This window comes from Bradyrhizobium sp. (genome assembly GCF_016219575.1).
Lineage (GTDB): Bacteria > Pseudomonadota > Alphaproteobacteria > Rhizobiales > Xanthobacteraceae > Bradyrhizobium.
The window spans coordinates 23,227-38,550 of record NZ_JACRMG010000007.1 but is presented as its reverse complement, the minus strand read 5'-3'; the positions used below and the strand labels follow the sequence as shown (position 1 = coordinate 38,550).

Annotated in this window: 17 protein-coding genes; 11 read left to right on the top strand and 6 right to left on the bottom strand. The window is 62.0% G+C overall.

All coding sequences use genetic code 11. From position 1 onward, the window contains the following. Nucleotides 1-685: 685 nt before the first annotated feature. The 5 genes from HZB49_RS04405 (at nucleotide 686) to HZB49_RS04385 (ending at nucleotide 3,619) form a co-directional block, all read left to right on the top strand. Nucleotides 686-952 carry a hypothetical protein gene (locus tag HZB49_RS04405; RefSeq protein WP_291609285.1) on the top strand — a complete coding sequence of 89 codons (267 nt, stop codon included), beginning with the start codon at nucleotides 686-688 and terminating at the stop codon, nucleotides 950-952. A gap of 94 nt (nucleotides 953-1,046) precedes the next feature. Then, nucleotides 1,047-1,448, top strand: coding sequence for a phage terminase large subunit (locus tag HZB49_RS04400; protein ID WP_291609284.1), 402 nt, complete (start codon nucleotides 1,047-1,049; stop codon nucleotides 1,446-1,448). 85 nt (nucleotides 1,449-1,533) lie between these two features. Continuing rightward, nucleotides 1,534-1,962: a GNAT family N-acetyltransferase gene (locus tag HZB49_RS04395; RefSeq protein WP_291609283.1), complete on the top strand. Its 429-nt coding sequence runs from the start codon at nucleotides 1,534-1,536 to the stop codon at nucleotides 1,960-1,962. A gap of 533 nt (nucleotides 1,963-2,495) precedes the next feature. Continuing rightward, a complete protein-coding gene (locus tag HZB49_RS04390; RefSeq protein WP_291609327.1) occupies nucleotides 2,496-3,227 on the top strand; it encodes a Crp/Fnr family transcriptional regulator in 732 nt (243 codons plus the stop codon). A gap of 137 nt (nucleotides 3,228-3,364) precedes the next feature. Further along, nucleotides 3,365-3,619: a hypothetical protein gene (locus HZB49_RS04385; RefSeq protein WP_291609282.1), complete on the top strand. Its 255-nt coding sequence runs from the start codon at nucleotides 3,365-3,367 to the stop codon at nucleotides 3,617-3,619. A 40-nt stretch (nucleotides 3,620-3,659) separates the two neighbouring features. On the opposite strand, the gene HZB49_RS04380 is transcribed toward HZB49_RS04385, so the two are convergent. Together HZB49_RS04380 and HZB49_RS04375 are read right to left on the bottom strand one after the other, a co-directional pair. Then, nucleotides 3,660-4,436: a cyclase family protein gene (locus HZB49_RS04380; RefSeq protein ID WP_291609281.1), complete on the bottom strand. Its 777-nt coding sequence runs from the start codon at nucleotides 4,434-4,436 to the stop codon at nucleotides 3,660-3,662. A 45-nt stretch (nucleotides 4,437-4,481) separates the two neighbouring features. Further along, on the bottom strand, nucleotides 4,482-5,471 hold the full coding sequence (locus tag HZB49_RS04375) for a fumarylacetoacetate hydrolase family protein (RefSeq protein ID WP_291609280.1): 990 nt from the start codon (nucleotides 5,469-5,471) through the stop codon (nucleotides 4,482-4,484). 92 nt (nucleotides 5,472-5,563) lie between these two features. Here HZB49_RS04375 and HZB49_RS04370 point away from each other — a divergent pair, with 92 nt between their 5' ends. The 5 genes from HZB49_RS04370 to HZB49_RS04350 all read left to right on the top strand — a co-directional run bounded on the left by HZB49_RS04370 (nucleotide 5,564) and on the right by HZB49_RS04350 (nucleotide 9,533). Next, nucleotides 5,564-6,490: an ABC transporter substrate-binding protein gene (locus tag HZB49_RS04370; RefSeq protein WP_291609279.1), complete on the top strand. Its 927-nt coding sequence runs from the start codon at nucleotides 5,564-5,566 to the stop codon at nucleotides 6,488-6,490. A gap of 7 nt (nucleotides 6,491-6,497) precedes the next feature. Further along, entirely contained in the window at nucleotides 6,498-7,196 is a 699-nt protein-coding gene (locus HZB49_RS04365; protein ID WP_291609278.1) for an FCD domain-containing protein, read from the top strand. 2 nt (nucleotides 7,197-7,198) lie between these two features. Further along, nucleotides 7,199-8,008, top strand: a complete 810-nt coding sequence (locus tag HZB49_RS04360; protein ID WP_291609277.1) for an ABC transporter ATP-binding protein — start codon at nucleotides 7,199-7,201, stop codon at nucleotides 8,006-8,008. Nucleotides 8,009-8,184: 176 nt separating this feature from the next. Next, nucleotides 8,185-8,769 (top strand): ABC transporter permease subunit, encoded by a 585-nt coding sequence (locus HZB49_RS04355; RefSeq protein ID WP_291609276.1) that lies wholly within the window; start codon nucleotides 8,185-8,187, stop codon nucleotides 8,767-8,769. After that, complete coding sequence (locus HZB49_RS04350; protein ID WP_291609275.1) at nucleotides 8,766-9,533, top strand: ABC transporter permease; 768 nt, start codon at nucleotides 8,766-8,768, stop codon at nucleotides 9,531-9,533. Before HZB49_RS04355 ends, HZB49_RS04350 begins: the two co-directional genes overlap by 4 nt. 1 nt (nucleotide 9,534) lies before the next feature. Here HZB49_RS04350 and HZB49_RS04345 read toward each other — a convergent pair whose 3' ends face one another. After that, nucleotides 9,535-10,239, bottom strand: coding sequence for a substrate-binding domain-containing protein (locus HZB49_RS04345; protein ID WP_291609274.1), 705 nt, complete (start codon nucleotides 10,237-10,239; stop codon nucleotides 9,535-9,537). Between the two features lie 114 nt (nucleotides 10,240-10,353). Between HZB49_RS04345 and HZB49_RS04340 the strand changes: the two genes are divergently transcribed. After that, the gene (locus tag HZB49_RS04340) at nucleotides 10,354-11,847 is read left to right on the top strand and encodes a class I adenylate-forming enzyme family protein (RefSeq protein WP_291609273.1); all 1,494 of its coding nucleotides are present in this window, start codon (nucleotides 10,354-10,356) and stop codon (nucleotides 11,845-11,847) included. Nucleotides 11,848-11,869: 22 nt separating this feature from the next. On the opposite strand, the gene HZB49_RS04335 is transcribed toward HZB49_RS04340, so the two are convergent. From HZB49_RS04335 to HZB49_RS04325, 3 genes are all read right to left on the bottom strand, one after another. Next, on the bottom strand, nucleotides 11,870-12,613 hold the full coding sequence (locus tag HZB49_RS04335; protein WP_291609272.1) for an outer membrane beta-barrel protein: 744 nt from the start codon (nucleotides 12,611-12,613) through the stop codon (nucleotides 11,870-11,872). Between the two features lie 115 nt (nucleotides 12,614-12,728). Then, the gene (locus HZB49_RS04330) at nucleotides 12,729-14,855 is read right to left on the bottom strand and encodes a molybdopterin cofactor-binding domain-containing protein (RefSeq protein ID WP_291609271.1); all 2,127 of its coding nucleotides are present in this window, start codon (nucleotides 14,853-14,855) and stop codon (nucleotides 12,729-12,731) included. Further along, on the bottom strand, nucleotides 14,852-15,322 hold the full coding sequence (locus tag HZB49_RS04325; protein ID WP_291609270.1) for a (2Fe-2S)-binding protein: 471 nt from the start codon (nucleotides 15,320-15,322) through the stop codon (nucleotides 14,852-14,854). Before HZB49_RS04325 ends, HZB49_RS04330 begins: the two co-directional genes overlap by 4 nt. Between the last annotated feature and the right edge of the window lie 2 nt (nucleotides 15,323-15,324).

Genomic DNA, 15,324 nt, shown 5'->3' with positions numbered 1-15,324 from the left:
GCGCGCTTGACACGTCGGGCAAATCACTGACATCCCGCCATCATCGCGAAGATTGCATGGCCCGCGCCGGACACCGGCGGCGGGCTTTTTTCTTTGGTTCGACGCTAGCGAAGGGCTGTTTCCATTCGTCGAAGCCATGTCCTCAGTTTGTGCGCAATTCGTTTACGAATTGGAAAGGGTTGACGGCCCGGGCGCCCTAATACGCGCGATGTCAGGCACAGCTACTTGATCTGCTCGCGAAATAATTTCGTAATTTACGAAATTGCGCTTGACGCGTCGGGCAAATCAGGTGCATAAGGCCATCATCGGAAAAACCATCGAGAGCCCGCGCGGAGCCATCCGCGGCGGGCTTTTTGTTTGACGCCCATCCCCAATCGGACGGCGGCCGCACGTCACGACGCCACACTTCCCCTTGTCCTGCCCGCGTCGGAAGCGAGCCGCCGTCCGAGCCCTATTCAACGCGTTACTGGCCGGTGCGCGCGAACGCACCGGCCTTGCGGCGGGGTTTCGTCGCCCCGCCGCAGGCGGCCCCTCCGGTTGAGGGATATGGTTCGCGCCGGAAATGATCCAGGGAAAGCGATCATGCCGCCACTTTCTTTTTCTTCCAGGAGCTGCCCGTGACCGCCTATCTGATCTCGCTTGCGCTCGCCGGGCTCGTCGTCATCGCTGTTTGGGAATGCTACGAGTGAGCAAAGCCAGGACCCTGACCGAAATCCGCTCCATCGCCCGCAGCCACACCAGGACCGCAATCAATGTGCTGGTCGGCATCATGCGCTCGAAGGACGCAACTCCCGCCGCGCGCGTCTCGGCGGCGAATTCGATCCTCGATCGCGGCTGGGGCAAGGTAGCGCAACCACTGCAAGGCGGAGACGATCCGCTCAAGATAATTCACCGGATCGAGCGTGTGATCGTGCATCCCGGGGATTCATCGGAAAAGGGTGCAGGATCGTGAGGAAAGCAACACGCCCTGCGAGGGCAATTGACGAACGCAAGCGTCGTGAGGCGCCCTGTCCCGCACTTTCGAAGAAACGATTCAGGTCAACCCTTTGTCCATCCTGAAAATCCCGACAGCCATGGCCTTCGAGCCGCTGCTGAGGCCCGCCCGCTACAAGGGCGTTTATGGCGGTCGCGGCTCAGGCAAGTCGCATTTCTTTGGCGAATTGCTGGTTGAGACCTGCCAGGCCGAGCGCGGCACGCTTGCCGTCTGCATCCGCGAGGCGCAACGCACGCTGGCGCAGTCGAGCAAGCGGCTGATCGAGAGCAAGATCGCTTCGCTTGGCCTCGGCCATGGTTTTCGGCAATTCACAGACAAGATCGAGACGCCGGGCGACGGCGTCATTATTTTCCGCGGTATGCAGGACCATACTTTCAAGGCGATGATCACGGTGATCGTGACGGGGCTCGTCGGGGCAGCGTGGCTTGGCTTCAAAGTCATGTTGGGAAAGTAATCGGCAGGTCAGAACCGATAGTTGTCTCAGGCTCCCTTCTCGGGCTGGTTCGTCCAGGCGGGGAAACCTATCCCAAGGATACGGCATGTATCGGATTCGCGCCGTCGACGGCCACGACGAGGATATCGCCGATATCCTGACTGAAATTCATCGTCTTACATTCTTCGACGCAGCAGTCGTTCCTGACTTCGAACAAGGACATTGGTGGCTCGCCTATCGTGGCAACTTGCCGGTTGGATTTGCAGGAGTGATTCCGTCGACTCGTGCTCACAACGCCGGCTATTTTTCTCGAGTCGGGGTGCTCCGCGGCCACTGTGGAAACAGCCTGCAGCTACGGTTTATGCGAGCAATGGAGGGGCAGGTGCGACGAAATGGGTGGAACGCGGTAGTCTCGGATACTACTGACAATCCTGTCTCGGCGAATAACTTCATCCGGGCAAATTATCGGTTGTATCGACCGAAAGATCCGTGGGCGTGGCCGCACACGCTCTATTGGCGCAAATTCTTGAGCTAGCGTAGCTGAACTCTTGCTGGAACGACCGCGAACAGCCTGACTCATACATCGTCGCATCTCCAAGAAGCCCGGTGGCCATCTGGCCACCGGGCTTTTTTGTTGTTTGGCGTAGCGCGACTTGTCCCAAACGTCGCGGAATCTTCGGCGTGCTGTGGTTGGGGTGACGGCGTCGGAACATTGGATTGTCGAGCTGTTCACGTATGCCGATAAGTCGGTCGCTGCCGCCAGTGGCTATTTCCGCGTCGCGGACCGGTCTGTGGTTCGGTAGCTGTCGCCACCTTGCTGTGCTGGTCGGGGCCACGGTTCCCTTGGTCTCCCGCTTTGGTGTCGCCTGTGCGGATGCTGGATCATTCTGGGACTGCCCCGACGAAGGGGCGCCTGGCTTTACTACCGTCGCGACGTCGAGGCTGGCCGTCATATTCGTGCTGCTGCCCCCCAGCGCGGCTAAAAAAAGTCGGTTTCCGGTTGAAAAGAGGGACTACGTTGATTACGGAGGGATTGCCGGCCGGCAATCCTTCCGGGAGTCAACCAGCGTGCCTCAGGACAACAAGGGCGAAGCCCGCGGGTTTGCAAGCAGCAAGCTGTCGGTCCTGCGCAAACATCCGTACTTTGCCGACCTAGAGGCGGATGCGTTCGAGCAGCTCTGCCGCTACGCCAAGCACGCCACGCTGAAGCGGGGTACGCCCATCTTTGCCAAGGGCGATCCCCCAACCAGCCTGTTTGCGGTGATCAGCGGTACGGTGAAGATCAGCATCTCTTCGCCGGACGGCCGCAACGCCATCCTAAACCTGATTGGTCCCGGCGAGATATTTGGCGAAATGGCGCTGCTCGATAACCAGGTCAGGAGCGCGGATGCCACAGCCAACACCAATTGCGAGATGTTTACCATCGACCGCCGCGAATTCGTGCCGTTCGTGCGAAGCCAACCGACGTTGGCCATGAAGTTCATCGAGCTGCTGTGCGCGCGGCTGCGCTGGACCAGCGACCAGGTGGAGCAGGTCATTCTGCAGGACCTGCCCGGCCGGCTAGCCAGCGCACTGCTCCGGCTGACCGAGCGGCGCAAGCTGACGGAGGGCGAGCGCACGCTCGCCATTACTCAGCAGGAAATCAGCGAGATGGTCGGCATGACCCGCGAAAGCATCAACAAGCAGTTGCGCGCCTGGGCGTCGCGGGGCTGGGTGCGCCTCGAGCACGGCGCCATTGTGGTGCTGAAGGCCGAACCCCTGCAGGCCCTGATCGAGGCGGGACCGGACGATAGCAACTGACGCAACGTGGTCGTTTCCGGCGCAGACCTCACAAGGCGGTGAACTGGACGGGCTTGTGAAGCAATTCACAGGGGAAGGCGTGTGCAGTGCGGTATGCGGAAGGGCCTGGGGAGTGTACCTGCGTTATGGAGGCGTCCATGCACGGTCCCTTCGACAAATCTCCAAAGGACGAGCCGAACATCTATCAGAATTGGAGCATGAAGCTCTTCGCCTTGCCGCTGCTCCTTGCGATTGCACTGGTTGGATATGTTGTTAGCCATCCCGACGTTGCAAAGTGGGTGGTAGACGCTGTGCAAACCGAGTTTGTTGGCACGCGTACGGACCCGGCATCGGCGACCCCGGCACAGATCGGCCAGCCCTCCAATCAGGCTCGCAGCGGCACGGCGCGCTGAGGCCGCCATTCATGTGGGCAGCAGATTGGCGGCGCGCTCTCTAGCCGTCGAGAATGGCGACGGCGCGGGTCCAGCCGGCGGAAGCCCGCTCGATCTTCACCGGGAAGCACGACACCAAGAATCCGGTCGAGGGCAGAAGCTCCAGATTGTGCAACTTCTCGATATGGCAATAGCCGATATGGCGGCCGGCCTTATGACCCTCCCAGATCAGGCTGGCGTCCTTCGTCTCGGCATATTTCTTCGCGGTGTAGACGAACGGCGCATCCCAGCTCCAGCCGTCGATGCCGGTGAGCCGCACCCCGCGTTCGAGCAGATACATGGTCGCTTCATAGCCCATGCCGCAGCCTGAATTGACGTAGTCCTGCTCGCCATACTTGGCGCCGGCGCTGGTGTTGACCACGACGATCTCCAGCGGCGACAGCGTGTGACCGATACGCTTCAATTCGTTCTCGACATCCCCAGCGGTCGCGACATAGCCGTCCGGCAAGTGGCGGAAGTCCAGCTTCACGCCGGGTTGAAAGCACCATCCCAGTGGCACTTCGTCGATGGTCCATGCGCGCTCACCGCGGTTCATAGTGGGATGGAAGTGCCAGGGTGCATCAAGATGCGTGCCGTTGTGGGTGGAGAGTTGCACCTGCTCGACCGCCCATCCCTGGCCATCAGGCAAGTCCTCAGCCTTCAATCCGTCGAAGAACTGCAGCATCCGCGGCAGGCCCTGCTGGTGATTGATGTACTGAATCGTCGGATGGCCGCCCGGCGGATCGGCCGGCACGTCGTTCTGTAGCGGCACGGAGATGTCGATCAGTTTGCGCGCCATGGCGTCTTCCTCGCTTGTTTGATTTTGATGCCAGCAGTTAAGCGCTCAGGCGTCCTGCCGTTCAACCCGGTTCTTCAGCACGCCGATCTTCTCGACTTCGAGTTCGACGGTGTCGCCGTGCTCGAGATACCAGCCGAGCTCAAGTCCGCAGCCGTTGCCCACCGTGCCGGATCCGATGAACTCGCCCGGCATCAGGGTCTCATCCTTGGTGACATGGGCGATGATTTCCTCGAAGGAGAACAGCATGCCGTCGGAGACGCCGCGTGAGCGCACCGCGCCATTGACGCGGGCTTCCATCTTCAGCTTGTAGGGATCTCCGATCTCGTCTGGTGTCACGATCCACGGGCCAATCACGTTGCCGCCGTCGAAGCTCTTTCCCTTGGCCGGTCCGAGCCGCCCTTCCATCTCGATGCGCTGCGCATCGCGTGCGGAAAAATCGTTGAAGATGGTGAAGCCGAAGATGTGGTCCCTGGCCCTGGCGGCCGGAATATTGGCGCCTTTGTTCTTGGTGATGATGCCGAATTCCAGCTCGTAGTCCATCACCTGGCTGTAGCGCGGCCATTTTACCGTCGTATTCGTGCCGCGCACGCTGAAGCGGTTGGTGATGTAGAAAATCGGTTGCTTGCGATAGACTTCCGGCAATTCGCCGAGCGGCTCTGCGTCGATCCGAGCGAGTTCAGCCGCGTCTCCCTTGGCGCGCGCCGCGAGCTTTAACTGGCCGCGTGGCGCCTGCAGGATATGCAGCGGGAACGACATGCCGTCGCGCATCTGCCTCGGTTCCGGGACCGGCGCGAGAATTTCAACGCCAGCGACATTTTCGGAAAGTGCGTCATCCTTGCCATACTTGTCGAACAGGCTGCTCGCTTGGTCGAGTGCGGCGGGGCCGGCATCCACCAGGGAGAGCATTGAAACGAAAGCAGGATTTGTTCTGCCGGCGCGCTCTGCCGCCTTGGCCAAGTCGAACACTTTGGTGTCGCGGCCATGAACAAGACCGATCCTTTCCGCGCCGCCGGAGCGAAATGTCGAAAGTTTCATGGGCGTTCCCCCTTGTGATTTTCGAAAATATATGATCATTAAAAATATCGATAAACAAGAGGCGATGCGAACATCGCGGTCGGGGAGGCGAAATGACGAGAATCCTTGCGGCAGCAGCGATGGCGGTTGTGCTTTCGGCCGGACCGGTGCTCGCGCAGAACAAGATCCAGATCGGTTGCACGGCAACGTCGGACTGCGCTTCCGCGATGCTCGCCATCGACGAAGGGGTCTTCAAGAAGCACGGAATCGATGCCGAGATGGTGCTGATCGGCATCAACTCGAACATTCCCGCGGCGATCCTCTCCAACTCGATCCAGGTCGGCGGCCCGACCTCGACGGTGTTCTTGCAGGCGGCGGACGGCGGGCTCGACCTCGTCGCAATTGGCGGCGCGAGCGTCATGAGCCCGGTCACCAACAACAATGTCGCGGCATTCGTCAAAAACGGCATCACCATCAATTCGCCAAAGGACTTCGTCGGCAAGAAAGTCGGCGCACCCGGCCTCGGCGCCTTCCTGCATGTGCTGTTCGTCAAATGGCTGGTCGAGAAGGGCGTCGATCCAAAGCAGGTCAACTTCGTGGAAGTAACGTTCCCGACCATGATGGACATCATGAAGTCCGGCAGCGTCGATGCAGTGCTGACCGGCGAGCCTTTCGTGACGCGGATGACCAATGCGGGCCTCGGCTCCGTGGGTGCGCGCTATGCCGCCGAGCTTGGCCGCACCGAACCGATCATCTTCTATGCGACCTCGCGTGAATGGGCCGAGAAGAATCCGGAGACCGTCAAGAAGTTCCGCGCCGCCATCGCCGAGACCGCGCCGATCGTCAATAGCGACCGCGAAAAGGCATCGGTTTCGATTTCGAAATTCACCAAGCAGCCGATCGAACTGGTCAAGGCCACGCCGCCAAACCGTTCGGAGCCGTCGTTAAAGCCCGAGCAACTCGCATGGTGGATCGACATCATGTCGTCGCAGAAGATGTTGCAGTCCAAACTGGATCTGAACAAGCTGATACTGAAATAGGGGCTGCATGACTGCACCGGCGCATGGGATTCCGGAAGCCGCCGCCAGCGCCGATACGCTGAGCGAGCGTGCCGCCGTGTTGGTCGAACATGACATCCTTACCGGGCAGCTCGAACCGGGGGCGCGGCTTGGCATTGTTGACCTTGCCCGCCGTTACGACATCGGCGCCACGCCGCTACGCGAAGGACTGTCGCGGCTGGTGTCGCGCGGGCTGATCGTCGGCATCGGGCAACGCGGCTTCCGCGTCGCCGAGGTCAGCCGGGAAGATCTCCTCGACATCACCCGTATGCGTACGGTGGTGGAGCTGGAAGCGCTGCGGCTTGCCATTGCCAATGGCGATGATGCGTGGGAGGCCGGCATTCTCGCCGCGCTTCACCAGATGCAACGCTATGTCGAGCGCCACGGCGACCAGTTTCGCGAGGGCGCGGAAGATTTCGACCGCCTGCACAAGGCGTTCCACACCTCGCTGCTGACGGCATGCGGTTCCAAGCGTCTGCTAACGGCACATTCCGATCTCTACGACCAGGCCTACCGTTATCGTCGGGTGATGATGCGCGGCTTCGAGGACGGCGCCGAGTTCGTTGCGGCTCATCGCAACCTCGCGGACAGGATTCTTGCGCGCGAGCTTGACGTGTCGCAGACCATGTTGAAGGCGCATTTGGCCTCGACACTGAAATTCGTTTATCCGGCTCAGGCAAGAGAGTGAAGGTGGCCCCGTCTGCCATTGCGCCAAGAGAAGTTGCCGTGCCTCGACCGGAAACGGCGCAGATCGCATTTTCCAATGTCACGCTTATTCTTGGCGGCAGATCCATTGTCGAGGATCTGAGTCTTGCGGTGAAGCCTGGTGAATTCCTTTGCGTGGTCGGAGCTTCCGGTTGCGGCAAGACCACGGCCTTGCGGCTTGCTGCGGGGCTGTATCAGCCGACGTCCGGTTCGGTGCAATTCGAGGGGCAGGCGATGCTGTCGCCGCGGCGTGACATCGCCATCGTGTTCCAGGACTATGGCAAAGCGCTGCTGCCATGGCGCACGGCGGCGGGCAATGTTTCGCTAGCGCTGGAAGCAACCGGCGTTCCCGGCGCAATACGCGCAGGCCGCATCGATGCACTCCTGAAGAAGGTCGGGCTGCCCAACCATGCGAATAAGTATCCGGCCGAAATGTCCGGCGGCATGCAACAGCGGCTGCAGATTGCGCGCTGCCTCGCGCAGGATCCAAAGGCGCTGTTGATGGACGAACCCTTCGGTGCGCTGGATGCCATGACGCGGCAGGGATTGCAGGACGAGGTGCTGTCGCTGGTCGCGGCCTCCACCACCACCGTCATCTTCGTCACCCATGATCTGGAAGAGGCGATTTATCTCGGCGACCGCGTGATCGGGCTGTTACCGAATCCCGGTCGCATCGGCATTGATCTCGCGATTGATCTGCCTCGGCCCCGCGATCAATTGACGACGCGAGAAAATCCGGAATTCCTGCGGTTGCGCCGCGAATTGTTCGATTTCATCAAGGCGTCCGAGGCATGATGGCGGATCGGGGCAAGGCGCTGGCGCTTCCCGTCACTTTGCTGCTCGTTTTCGAAATCTGGGCGCGCTCGGCTCATCTCCACAGCGACTCGCTGGCGCCGCCAAGCGCGGTGCTGGCTGCGCTGTGGTCCGCTTTCGCCGACGGCGCCATTCTCACAGCGACTCGCGACACCCTGATGTCGGCCTTTGCCGGCTTGTTCCTTGGAGGGAGCATCGGGCTGGCCCTGGGCATTCTCCTTGGTCTCCTGCAGCCGGTCGACCGGCTGATGGAAGTAACCATCGAGGCCATCCGTCCCATTCCCTCTATCGCGCTGCTGCCGATCGCGTTGATCGCACTCGGATTCGGCTACCGCATGGAAATTGCGATCGTGTCCTTTGCGTGCATATGGCCGGTGCTGATTCTGGCCCGAGCAGCCGTGCGCGAGATCGAACCGCGCCTGATGGAAGTGGCGCGCGCGCTAAAACTGTCGCCGGCCGATCGTGTGCGTAAGATCGTGATCCCAGCGGCGTTGCCGCGCATCTTCGTCGCTTTTCGCCTCGCCGCCGGCATCGCGCTGATCGTGGCCGTCACTGTCGAAATTGCCATCAACCCGATCGGGCTTGGTGCGGCCATCATGGCGGCGCAGCAGGGGCTGCAGGCCGACCTGATGTTGGCTTATCTGATCTGGATCGGCCTGATCGGCTTCGGCCTCAACGCCGGTCTCAATTTGATGCAAGGCCGGTTGTTCGGACGCGCGGCGCTGGTGAGGGATCGCACATGACGCGCCCGGTCATCTATTGGCGTATCGTCAGCTTCGTAGTCGCCGCAGCCTTCGTCGGGCTCTGGCAACTCATTGCCAACCTGAAGCTGGTTTCGCCCGTATTTCTTCCCGGTCCCGACCGCGCCTGGGCGTCGCTGGTCCGCGGCTTTACCGCCGGTGATCTCGCAAGCAAGTTACTCGGCACACTCGAACACATGGTCTATGGCTGGTTCCTTGCGTCGGTTGCCGGAATTGCGCTCGGCGCGCTGATCGGCTCCTCGCGCACGGCACGGAGCTATGTCGCACCGTCGCTCGAATTTCTCCGCCCGCTGCCGGTCTCGGCGATCATCCCGGTCGCGATTGCGATGTTCGGTCTGACACAGACGATGGCGCTGTTCGTGATCTCGTTCGGTGCGATCTGGCCGATGTTGCTCGCGACCATACACGGCTTTGCCGCCGTCGAGCCGCGGCTCTATGAGGTCGCGCGTTCCTTGCAGATGTCGCGCCTCGCCGTGATCTTCAAGATCGCGCTGCCATCCGCAGCGCCTGATATACTTGCCGGTATGCGCCTCAGCCTGACGGTGGCGTTGATCCTGTCGGTGGTTTGCGAAATCCTCGCCGGTCTCGACGGACTGGGCCACTCCGTGCTGCTATCGGCGCGCGCATTCCGGTCGGCCGACCTGTTTGCCGGAGTCATCTTGCTTGGCGTGATCGGCTACCTGACATCGCTGATGATGTCCTTTGCCGAGGCGCGGCTGCTCGGCTACCGTCGCGGCGTCCTGTAAGTCACGCGGGTTCCAGAAAGCCTGCGCGGTCGCGAAGATCGCGATGATCCTCGGCTGTGAGAAGATCAATCAGTGTCTGTGCCTCCCGCGGATGCGCGGCATCAGTCGTGATACCTGCGGTGTACATGGTCGCAAGCTCGCAGCCGGGCGGCAGTGCGCCCGACAGCGCAACACCGGGCGTGCTGATGATTTCCGTCGATTGCGTGCACCCGATTGGTTGCCGCGCGGGCGACTCCGCCAGATGTCGCATCGCGGTCGCGCCATTCGGATAGATTTTCAGGCGGCTCTCGACCTCTCCGGTGATACCAAGCAGCGTGAGTACCTTTGCGATGTGAATGCCCGCGGTGGAAGCCTTAATGTCGGGCACATAGATTGCATGCGCGGCGAGCAATACCTTGCGAAGGGCCGCCTGATCCGGCGCCGATACCAACGGATCGCCGGCTCGGACGGCGAGGGCAGTTTCGACCAGGCCGACATTCCTGGCGGAAGCCGGCGCGACCAGTTGCTGCTGGGCCAGCGTACCGACCAGCGCTTGTGTGAGTATGACAATGTCGGTAGGTCGTCCGGAACGCAATTTGTCAGCCATTGCGCCGACTGCACCGAACTCTCCGTCGATATCGAGGCCGGTCTTTGCCTTGAAGGCCGGCGCAAGACTCCTAACGAGGCCTTGCGCCGCGCCGCCGCTCAGGATGTTCAAGCCAGTCATCAATCCCGTCCCGCGCCGTCGCATCAACAGGGTCGCAAATACCGCACGTGCAGGGCACGGAGGTCAAGGTATCGCGCTCATCCGACAACGCGTTTGACCTGACCGGCGTTTTCAATGAAGCTTCGGCTCATATTCGAACAACTGAGCCGAGCCGTGAATATCGCAGACGCCTTTGAATTTCAGGCCTTCTATCATCCGACGTCACTCGCCGTTTGCGTGCCTGGATCGAATTATGGACCGGTCAGTTATGGCCGCCTGCGGGCTTTCGCCAATGCCATTGGCCGGCGCTGCCTTGGCGCGGGGATCAAGGCAAATGACGTCATAGCGATATGGACACGCGACCCTGTTCTCCATCTCGCCGCCATTCTCGCGCTGAAGCGGATCGGCGCTGTGTCGTTGTCGACGGGACAGGCGGCTTTGCCGGACGAGTTCACCATTGATGCCGTCATCACCGACATGCCGGATGCAATCCTCGGCTGCGAAAAGGTGCTGCGCGCGGATTGGGGCTGGATGACCGGGGATAACGGGCCGATTCCACGGTATGACGCTCCGGGCCGCTACGAGACCGCTGCCGCGCGCATCGTTCTGACGTCGGCGACGACGGGCGATCCAAAGGGCATTGCGCTGACACAGGAAATGCTGGTCAGGCGCATGCACGCCTGTGACGGAATCTTTGGCGATATCGTCCCGACCTGTGCGCGCATCTTTCTCGACATAGGCCTGACAACGAGCTGGGGCTATCTCTGGGCGATGAAGATTCTCGCGCGGGGCGGTGCGGTTTTCTTTCGCGGCACCGATCCGGCTGAAACGCTGCAGGCATTCGGGCTCTACAACGTCCAGTGCATGATTGGTTCGCCGGCAAGCGCGGGAGAATTCGTGGGCTATTACGAGAGTTCGCCGGATTTCATCTGCCCGTTCGAGACCATGCTGTCGTCGGGAGGCATGCTTTCAGCGGCGTTGTCGGAGCGGGTGAGGCAACGCATGTGCACGCATCTGATCGCGACCTATGCGGCCACGGAGATCACGCCGCTGGCGTCGGCGCCCGCGCACCGGATCGTCGGAACCAAGGGAGCTGTCGGGTATATCGCGCCCTGGATCGGTGCGGAGATCGTGGATGAGGCCGATCGGTCCTTGCCGGCCGGCGAGCAGGGCCGCGTTCGCTTTCGTGGGCATACCTGCGTCTCCGGCTATGTCGGCGCGCCGCGCAACGCCGAAGGAGTCTTCAAGGACGGATGGTTCTATCCTGGTGACCTAGGCACCATCACGCCGGAACGCCTGCTCATTATCGCCGGCAGGGAAAAAGCTGTCATCAACGTCGGCGGCAACAAGGTCAATCCCGAAACGATCGAGACCGTGCTGCAGTCCTATCCCGGTGTGGCCCACGCCGGTGCATTCTGTCGTGCCAGCGCCAGCGGGATCGACGAAGTGTGGGCCGTGGTGGCGGGAGCGGCCGACGTCGATATCGAGGGCTTGCGCGCGTATTGTGCGCAGAATCTGCCGGCTTTGTTTGTGCCTGTTCACATCGTCAAGGTCGCCGACATCCCGCGCAATGACATGGGCCGCATCATGCGGAGCGGGCTGGCGGGGATCGCTCCCTCGCTTGGGTGACGTCGGAAGTGATTTGGGCGGGTTACCAGCGGTAGCTCAAGCCGACGCGGCCGATATCCGCCGTGTTCTTGAATTCGCTGGTGAAGATCCCCGGTGCGCCGAAGCGCGGCGCGCCTGTTATTGTGTTGCGCGAAGTGCCAAGATCGACGTGCAGGTACTCCGCGCGCAACGACACATGCTGCGTCAACATCGCTTCGACGCCGCCGCCAGCGGCGTAGCCGGTCCTGGTTTCCGATACCGAAAACGAGTCGCTGATCGGCGGGCCACTATCCCAACCCCAGCTGTTGCTGACTTGTCCTACCGCGACGCCGGCGGTGCCGTAGATAAGGATACGGTCGACGGTGAATCCGGCGCGCCCACGGAAGGTCGCGAGCCAAGTCAGCTCATTGGTCGCCGTCGCAACGCAAGAAGTCCCGCAAGGCGTCGCGAGCGTATTCGGAGGCACGAACGTCTGCGACGCACCGACATAGTTGACGTCAGCCTCCACGCCGACGACAAAGTAGCTCATCTGCCAGCTATAGCCGGCCTGACCACCGAACGTCGCTGTGGTCGTGCTCGATTTGAACCACGGACTGACATAGGGTGGGCTGAAAAGGCCGTTCGCGCCCCAGCCGTTGAGGTCGCGCGTCGTCGCTTCATGGCCGGCGGCGCCGACATTCACGCCAATATAGAAGCCAGTCCAGGAATATGCAGTCGCAGCACAGGCTTCGTTCGCGCCCGCCAGCGCGACCGTTGAGGCCGTTGCCAAAATCCATGGATTTCGCACGAAATGCACCCTCAGCCGTTGTTTCCACGGTAGGTTTCGAATCCCGGGGTGTCAAAGCCTCGCGAGCCGGATTTGGGGCCGGTGTGGCCCTTCTGCATCACCCCATTCTCGGGCCTCATGACGCGTTTTCGAGCAAGTCGACCAGCCTTTCGCGGGTGATCGGCAGATCACGAATGCGCACGCCGAGGGCGTCGAAAACGGCGTTTCCAATAGCCGCGGTGACCGGCCCCAGCGCTGCCTCGCCAGCGCCAAGCGGCTCCTGGTCCGGACGCGGAATCAGGACGATGTCGATGTCCGGTATTTCGCTGAAGCGAATGATGGGGTAGCTGGACCAGCCCGTGCTGGTGATGCGCTGCCGGTCAAACCGCACCTGCTCCTTGAGCGCCCAACTGGTCGCCTGAATGGCGCCACCCTCGAGCTGGTTCCGGACGCCGTCCGGATTGATGGCTTCGCCAACATCTGCGGCCAGCGTCAGCTTCTTCACTCGAACTTCACCGATGGCTTCGACCTCCGCCACCACGGCGCAATAGGCGCCCGTATTCTTGTAGCGCGCGAACCCGAGGCCATGGCCGATTCCGGGCTGCCTCTCCGACTTCCAGGTAGCGCGCTTCGTTGCGGCCTCAATGACCGCTCGCGCGCGCCCGTCCCGCAAGTGGCGCAGGCGGAATGCGGCGGGATCTTCGCTGTGTTCGCAGGCGATCTCGTCGATGATGGATTCGATCGCGAACACGTTGCACTGCCCTCCGAGCGACCGCAGCGCCGAGGTCCGGATTGGCATGGCCAAGAGCCGGTGGAATTCGACCTGCCATGACGGAAAATCATACAGCGGGACGGAATTGCGGTCGGCACCTCCGCTCGGCTGGCGCTGGTTGCCGGCTGCGAGGCGGGGAAACGCCTCCTTCAGTTCGGTCGCTGCCAGAAGCTTGGGCGGCTCCAGGCCGTCCGGGCGCGATGTATGGCCGTTGCCCCAGATCGAATGCCGCCAGCCGACGACCTCGCCGCGAGCATCGAGATCGGCCGCGATTTCGACCAGCATTGCCGCGCCAAACGGCGCATGGGTCATCTCGTCGGCGCGTGACCATTGCACGCGGACCGCACGGCCTTGGGTCGCACGCGCCAGCAGGACCGCATCGAGCGCGACATCGTCAGCGCCGTTGTGTCCATAGCAACCCGCGCCCTCCATGTGCTCGACGGTGATGTCTTCGACGGGCAGCCCGAGGACGCGCGCGAGATCGATGCGCTGGAGATAGATCGCCTGACTGTGGGTCCAGACGTGGATGCGGCCGCCGTCCCATCTTGCCAGGGCGCAGGAAGGCGCGATTGAAGCGTGGGCAATGTAGGGACGCGAGAATTGCCGCCTGATTGTGCGTGATATCGCGGGGTAAGCGGCGCCTCCCCGGGTATCGATGACGGTCAAATCCGCCGGCTGCGATTTCAGGAAGGACGCAAGGTCGCTTTCCACCGGGAGCGGTTCGCCGCCCACCCAGGTCGCGCCCCCGTGTAGCGCCTTCAGTGCAGCGTCCGCTGCGTGCTCGGTTTCGCAGATGACGCCTGCAAAACCGCCGTCGCGCACGATAGCGACAATGCCTGCGACAGCGTACGCGCTGTCCTGCTTGAGCTCTCCCAGCTTCGCGCCCGAAATTTCCGGCCGCAGCACGCGTCCGTGAAGCGTGCCCGGCGGCGCGCAGTCCTGAATGAAACGTGGCTGCGCAAAGACCTTGCCCGGAATATCGATCCGCTCCACGGAGCGTCCGACCAGCGACCGCCGCGCCACCGGCTTTGCCGTCGTATCGCCGCTTGCATCGCGATCCAGCGAGATTTCCTCAGCCAGCTCCCAATAGCTCGTGGTGACGTTACCCGGCCCCTTGATCGTGCCGTCTTGGATGTCGAGCATATCGATTTTCGTGCCCAGCCGATCGGAGGCTTTCGCCAGAAAGATGCGCCGCACTTCGGCGCAGACATGCCGGAGTGCGCGGCCGGATTGCTGGATCGAGAGGCTGCCCGAGGTCACGCCTTCATTGGGACTTGAGGCGGTTGAGGCGCGCTGCATGCGCACGCGGGAAATGTCGACATCGAGTTCGTCGGCGGCGATCTGCGCCAACGCGGTGATGATGCCTTGGCCGATCTCGACCTTGCCGGGCGATACCGCGACATACCCGTCTGCTGAAATTTTCAGCCACGATGAAAGCCGCGGATTGGCTGCGAGGCTGACCGGCAGCCTGGGCGGGGAGGGTGTGTTCATCCGGCGGACATCTCTCTTGCCGCGCGCAGCACAGCACGCACGATGCGGTTGTGCGAACCGCAGCGGCAGAGGTTGCGGTCGAGTGCTGCTTTCACCTCGTCGGCGGATGGCGATGGGTTTTGCCGCAGCAGCGCTGCCGCGCTCATCAATATTCCGGAAATGCAGTAGCCGCATTGCATCGCCTGCTCGGCGATGAAAGCGCGCTGCAGCGGATGCGGCCGTTCTGCGCTGCCCAAACCCTCCAGTGTAGTGATGTCTTTACCCTCGGCGGACCACAGGGGCATGTCGCAGGAATTGACGGCGCGATTTCCGACGATGACGTTGCAAGTCCCGCATTCGCCGGCGCCGCAGCCAAAATGCGGTCCCGTCAAGCCGAGCTCGCTTCGAAGAATATCCAGCAGCGAACGCTCCGGATCGGCGTCGACGGCTGTCTCGGTGCCGTTCAGCCGGAAGCGGATCTGCGGCATCG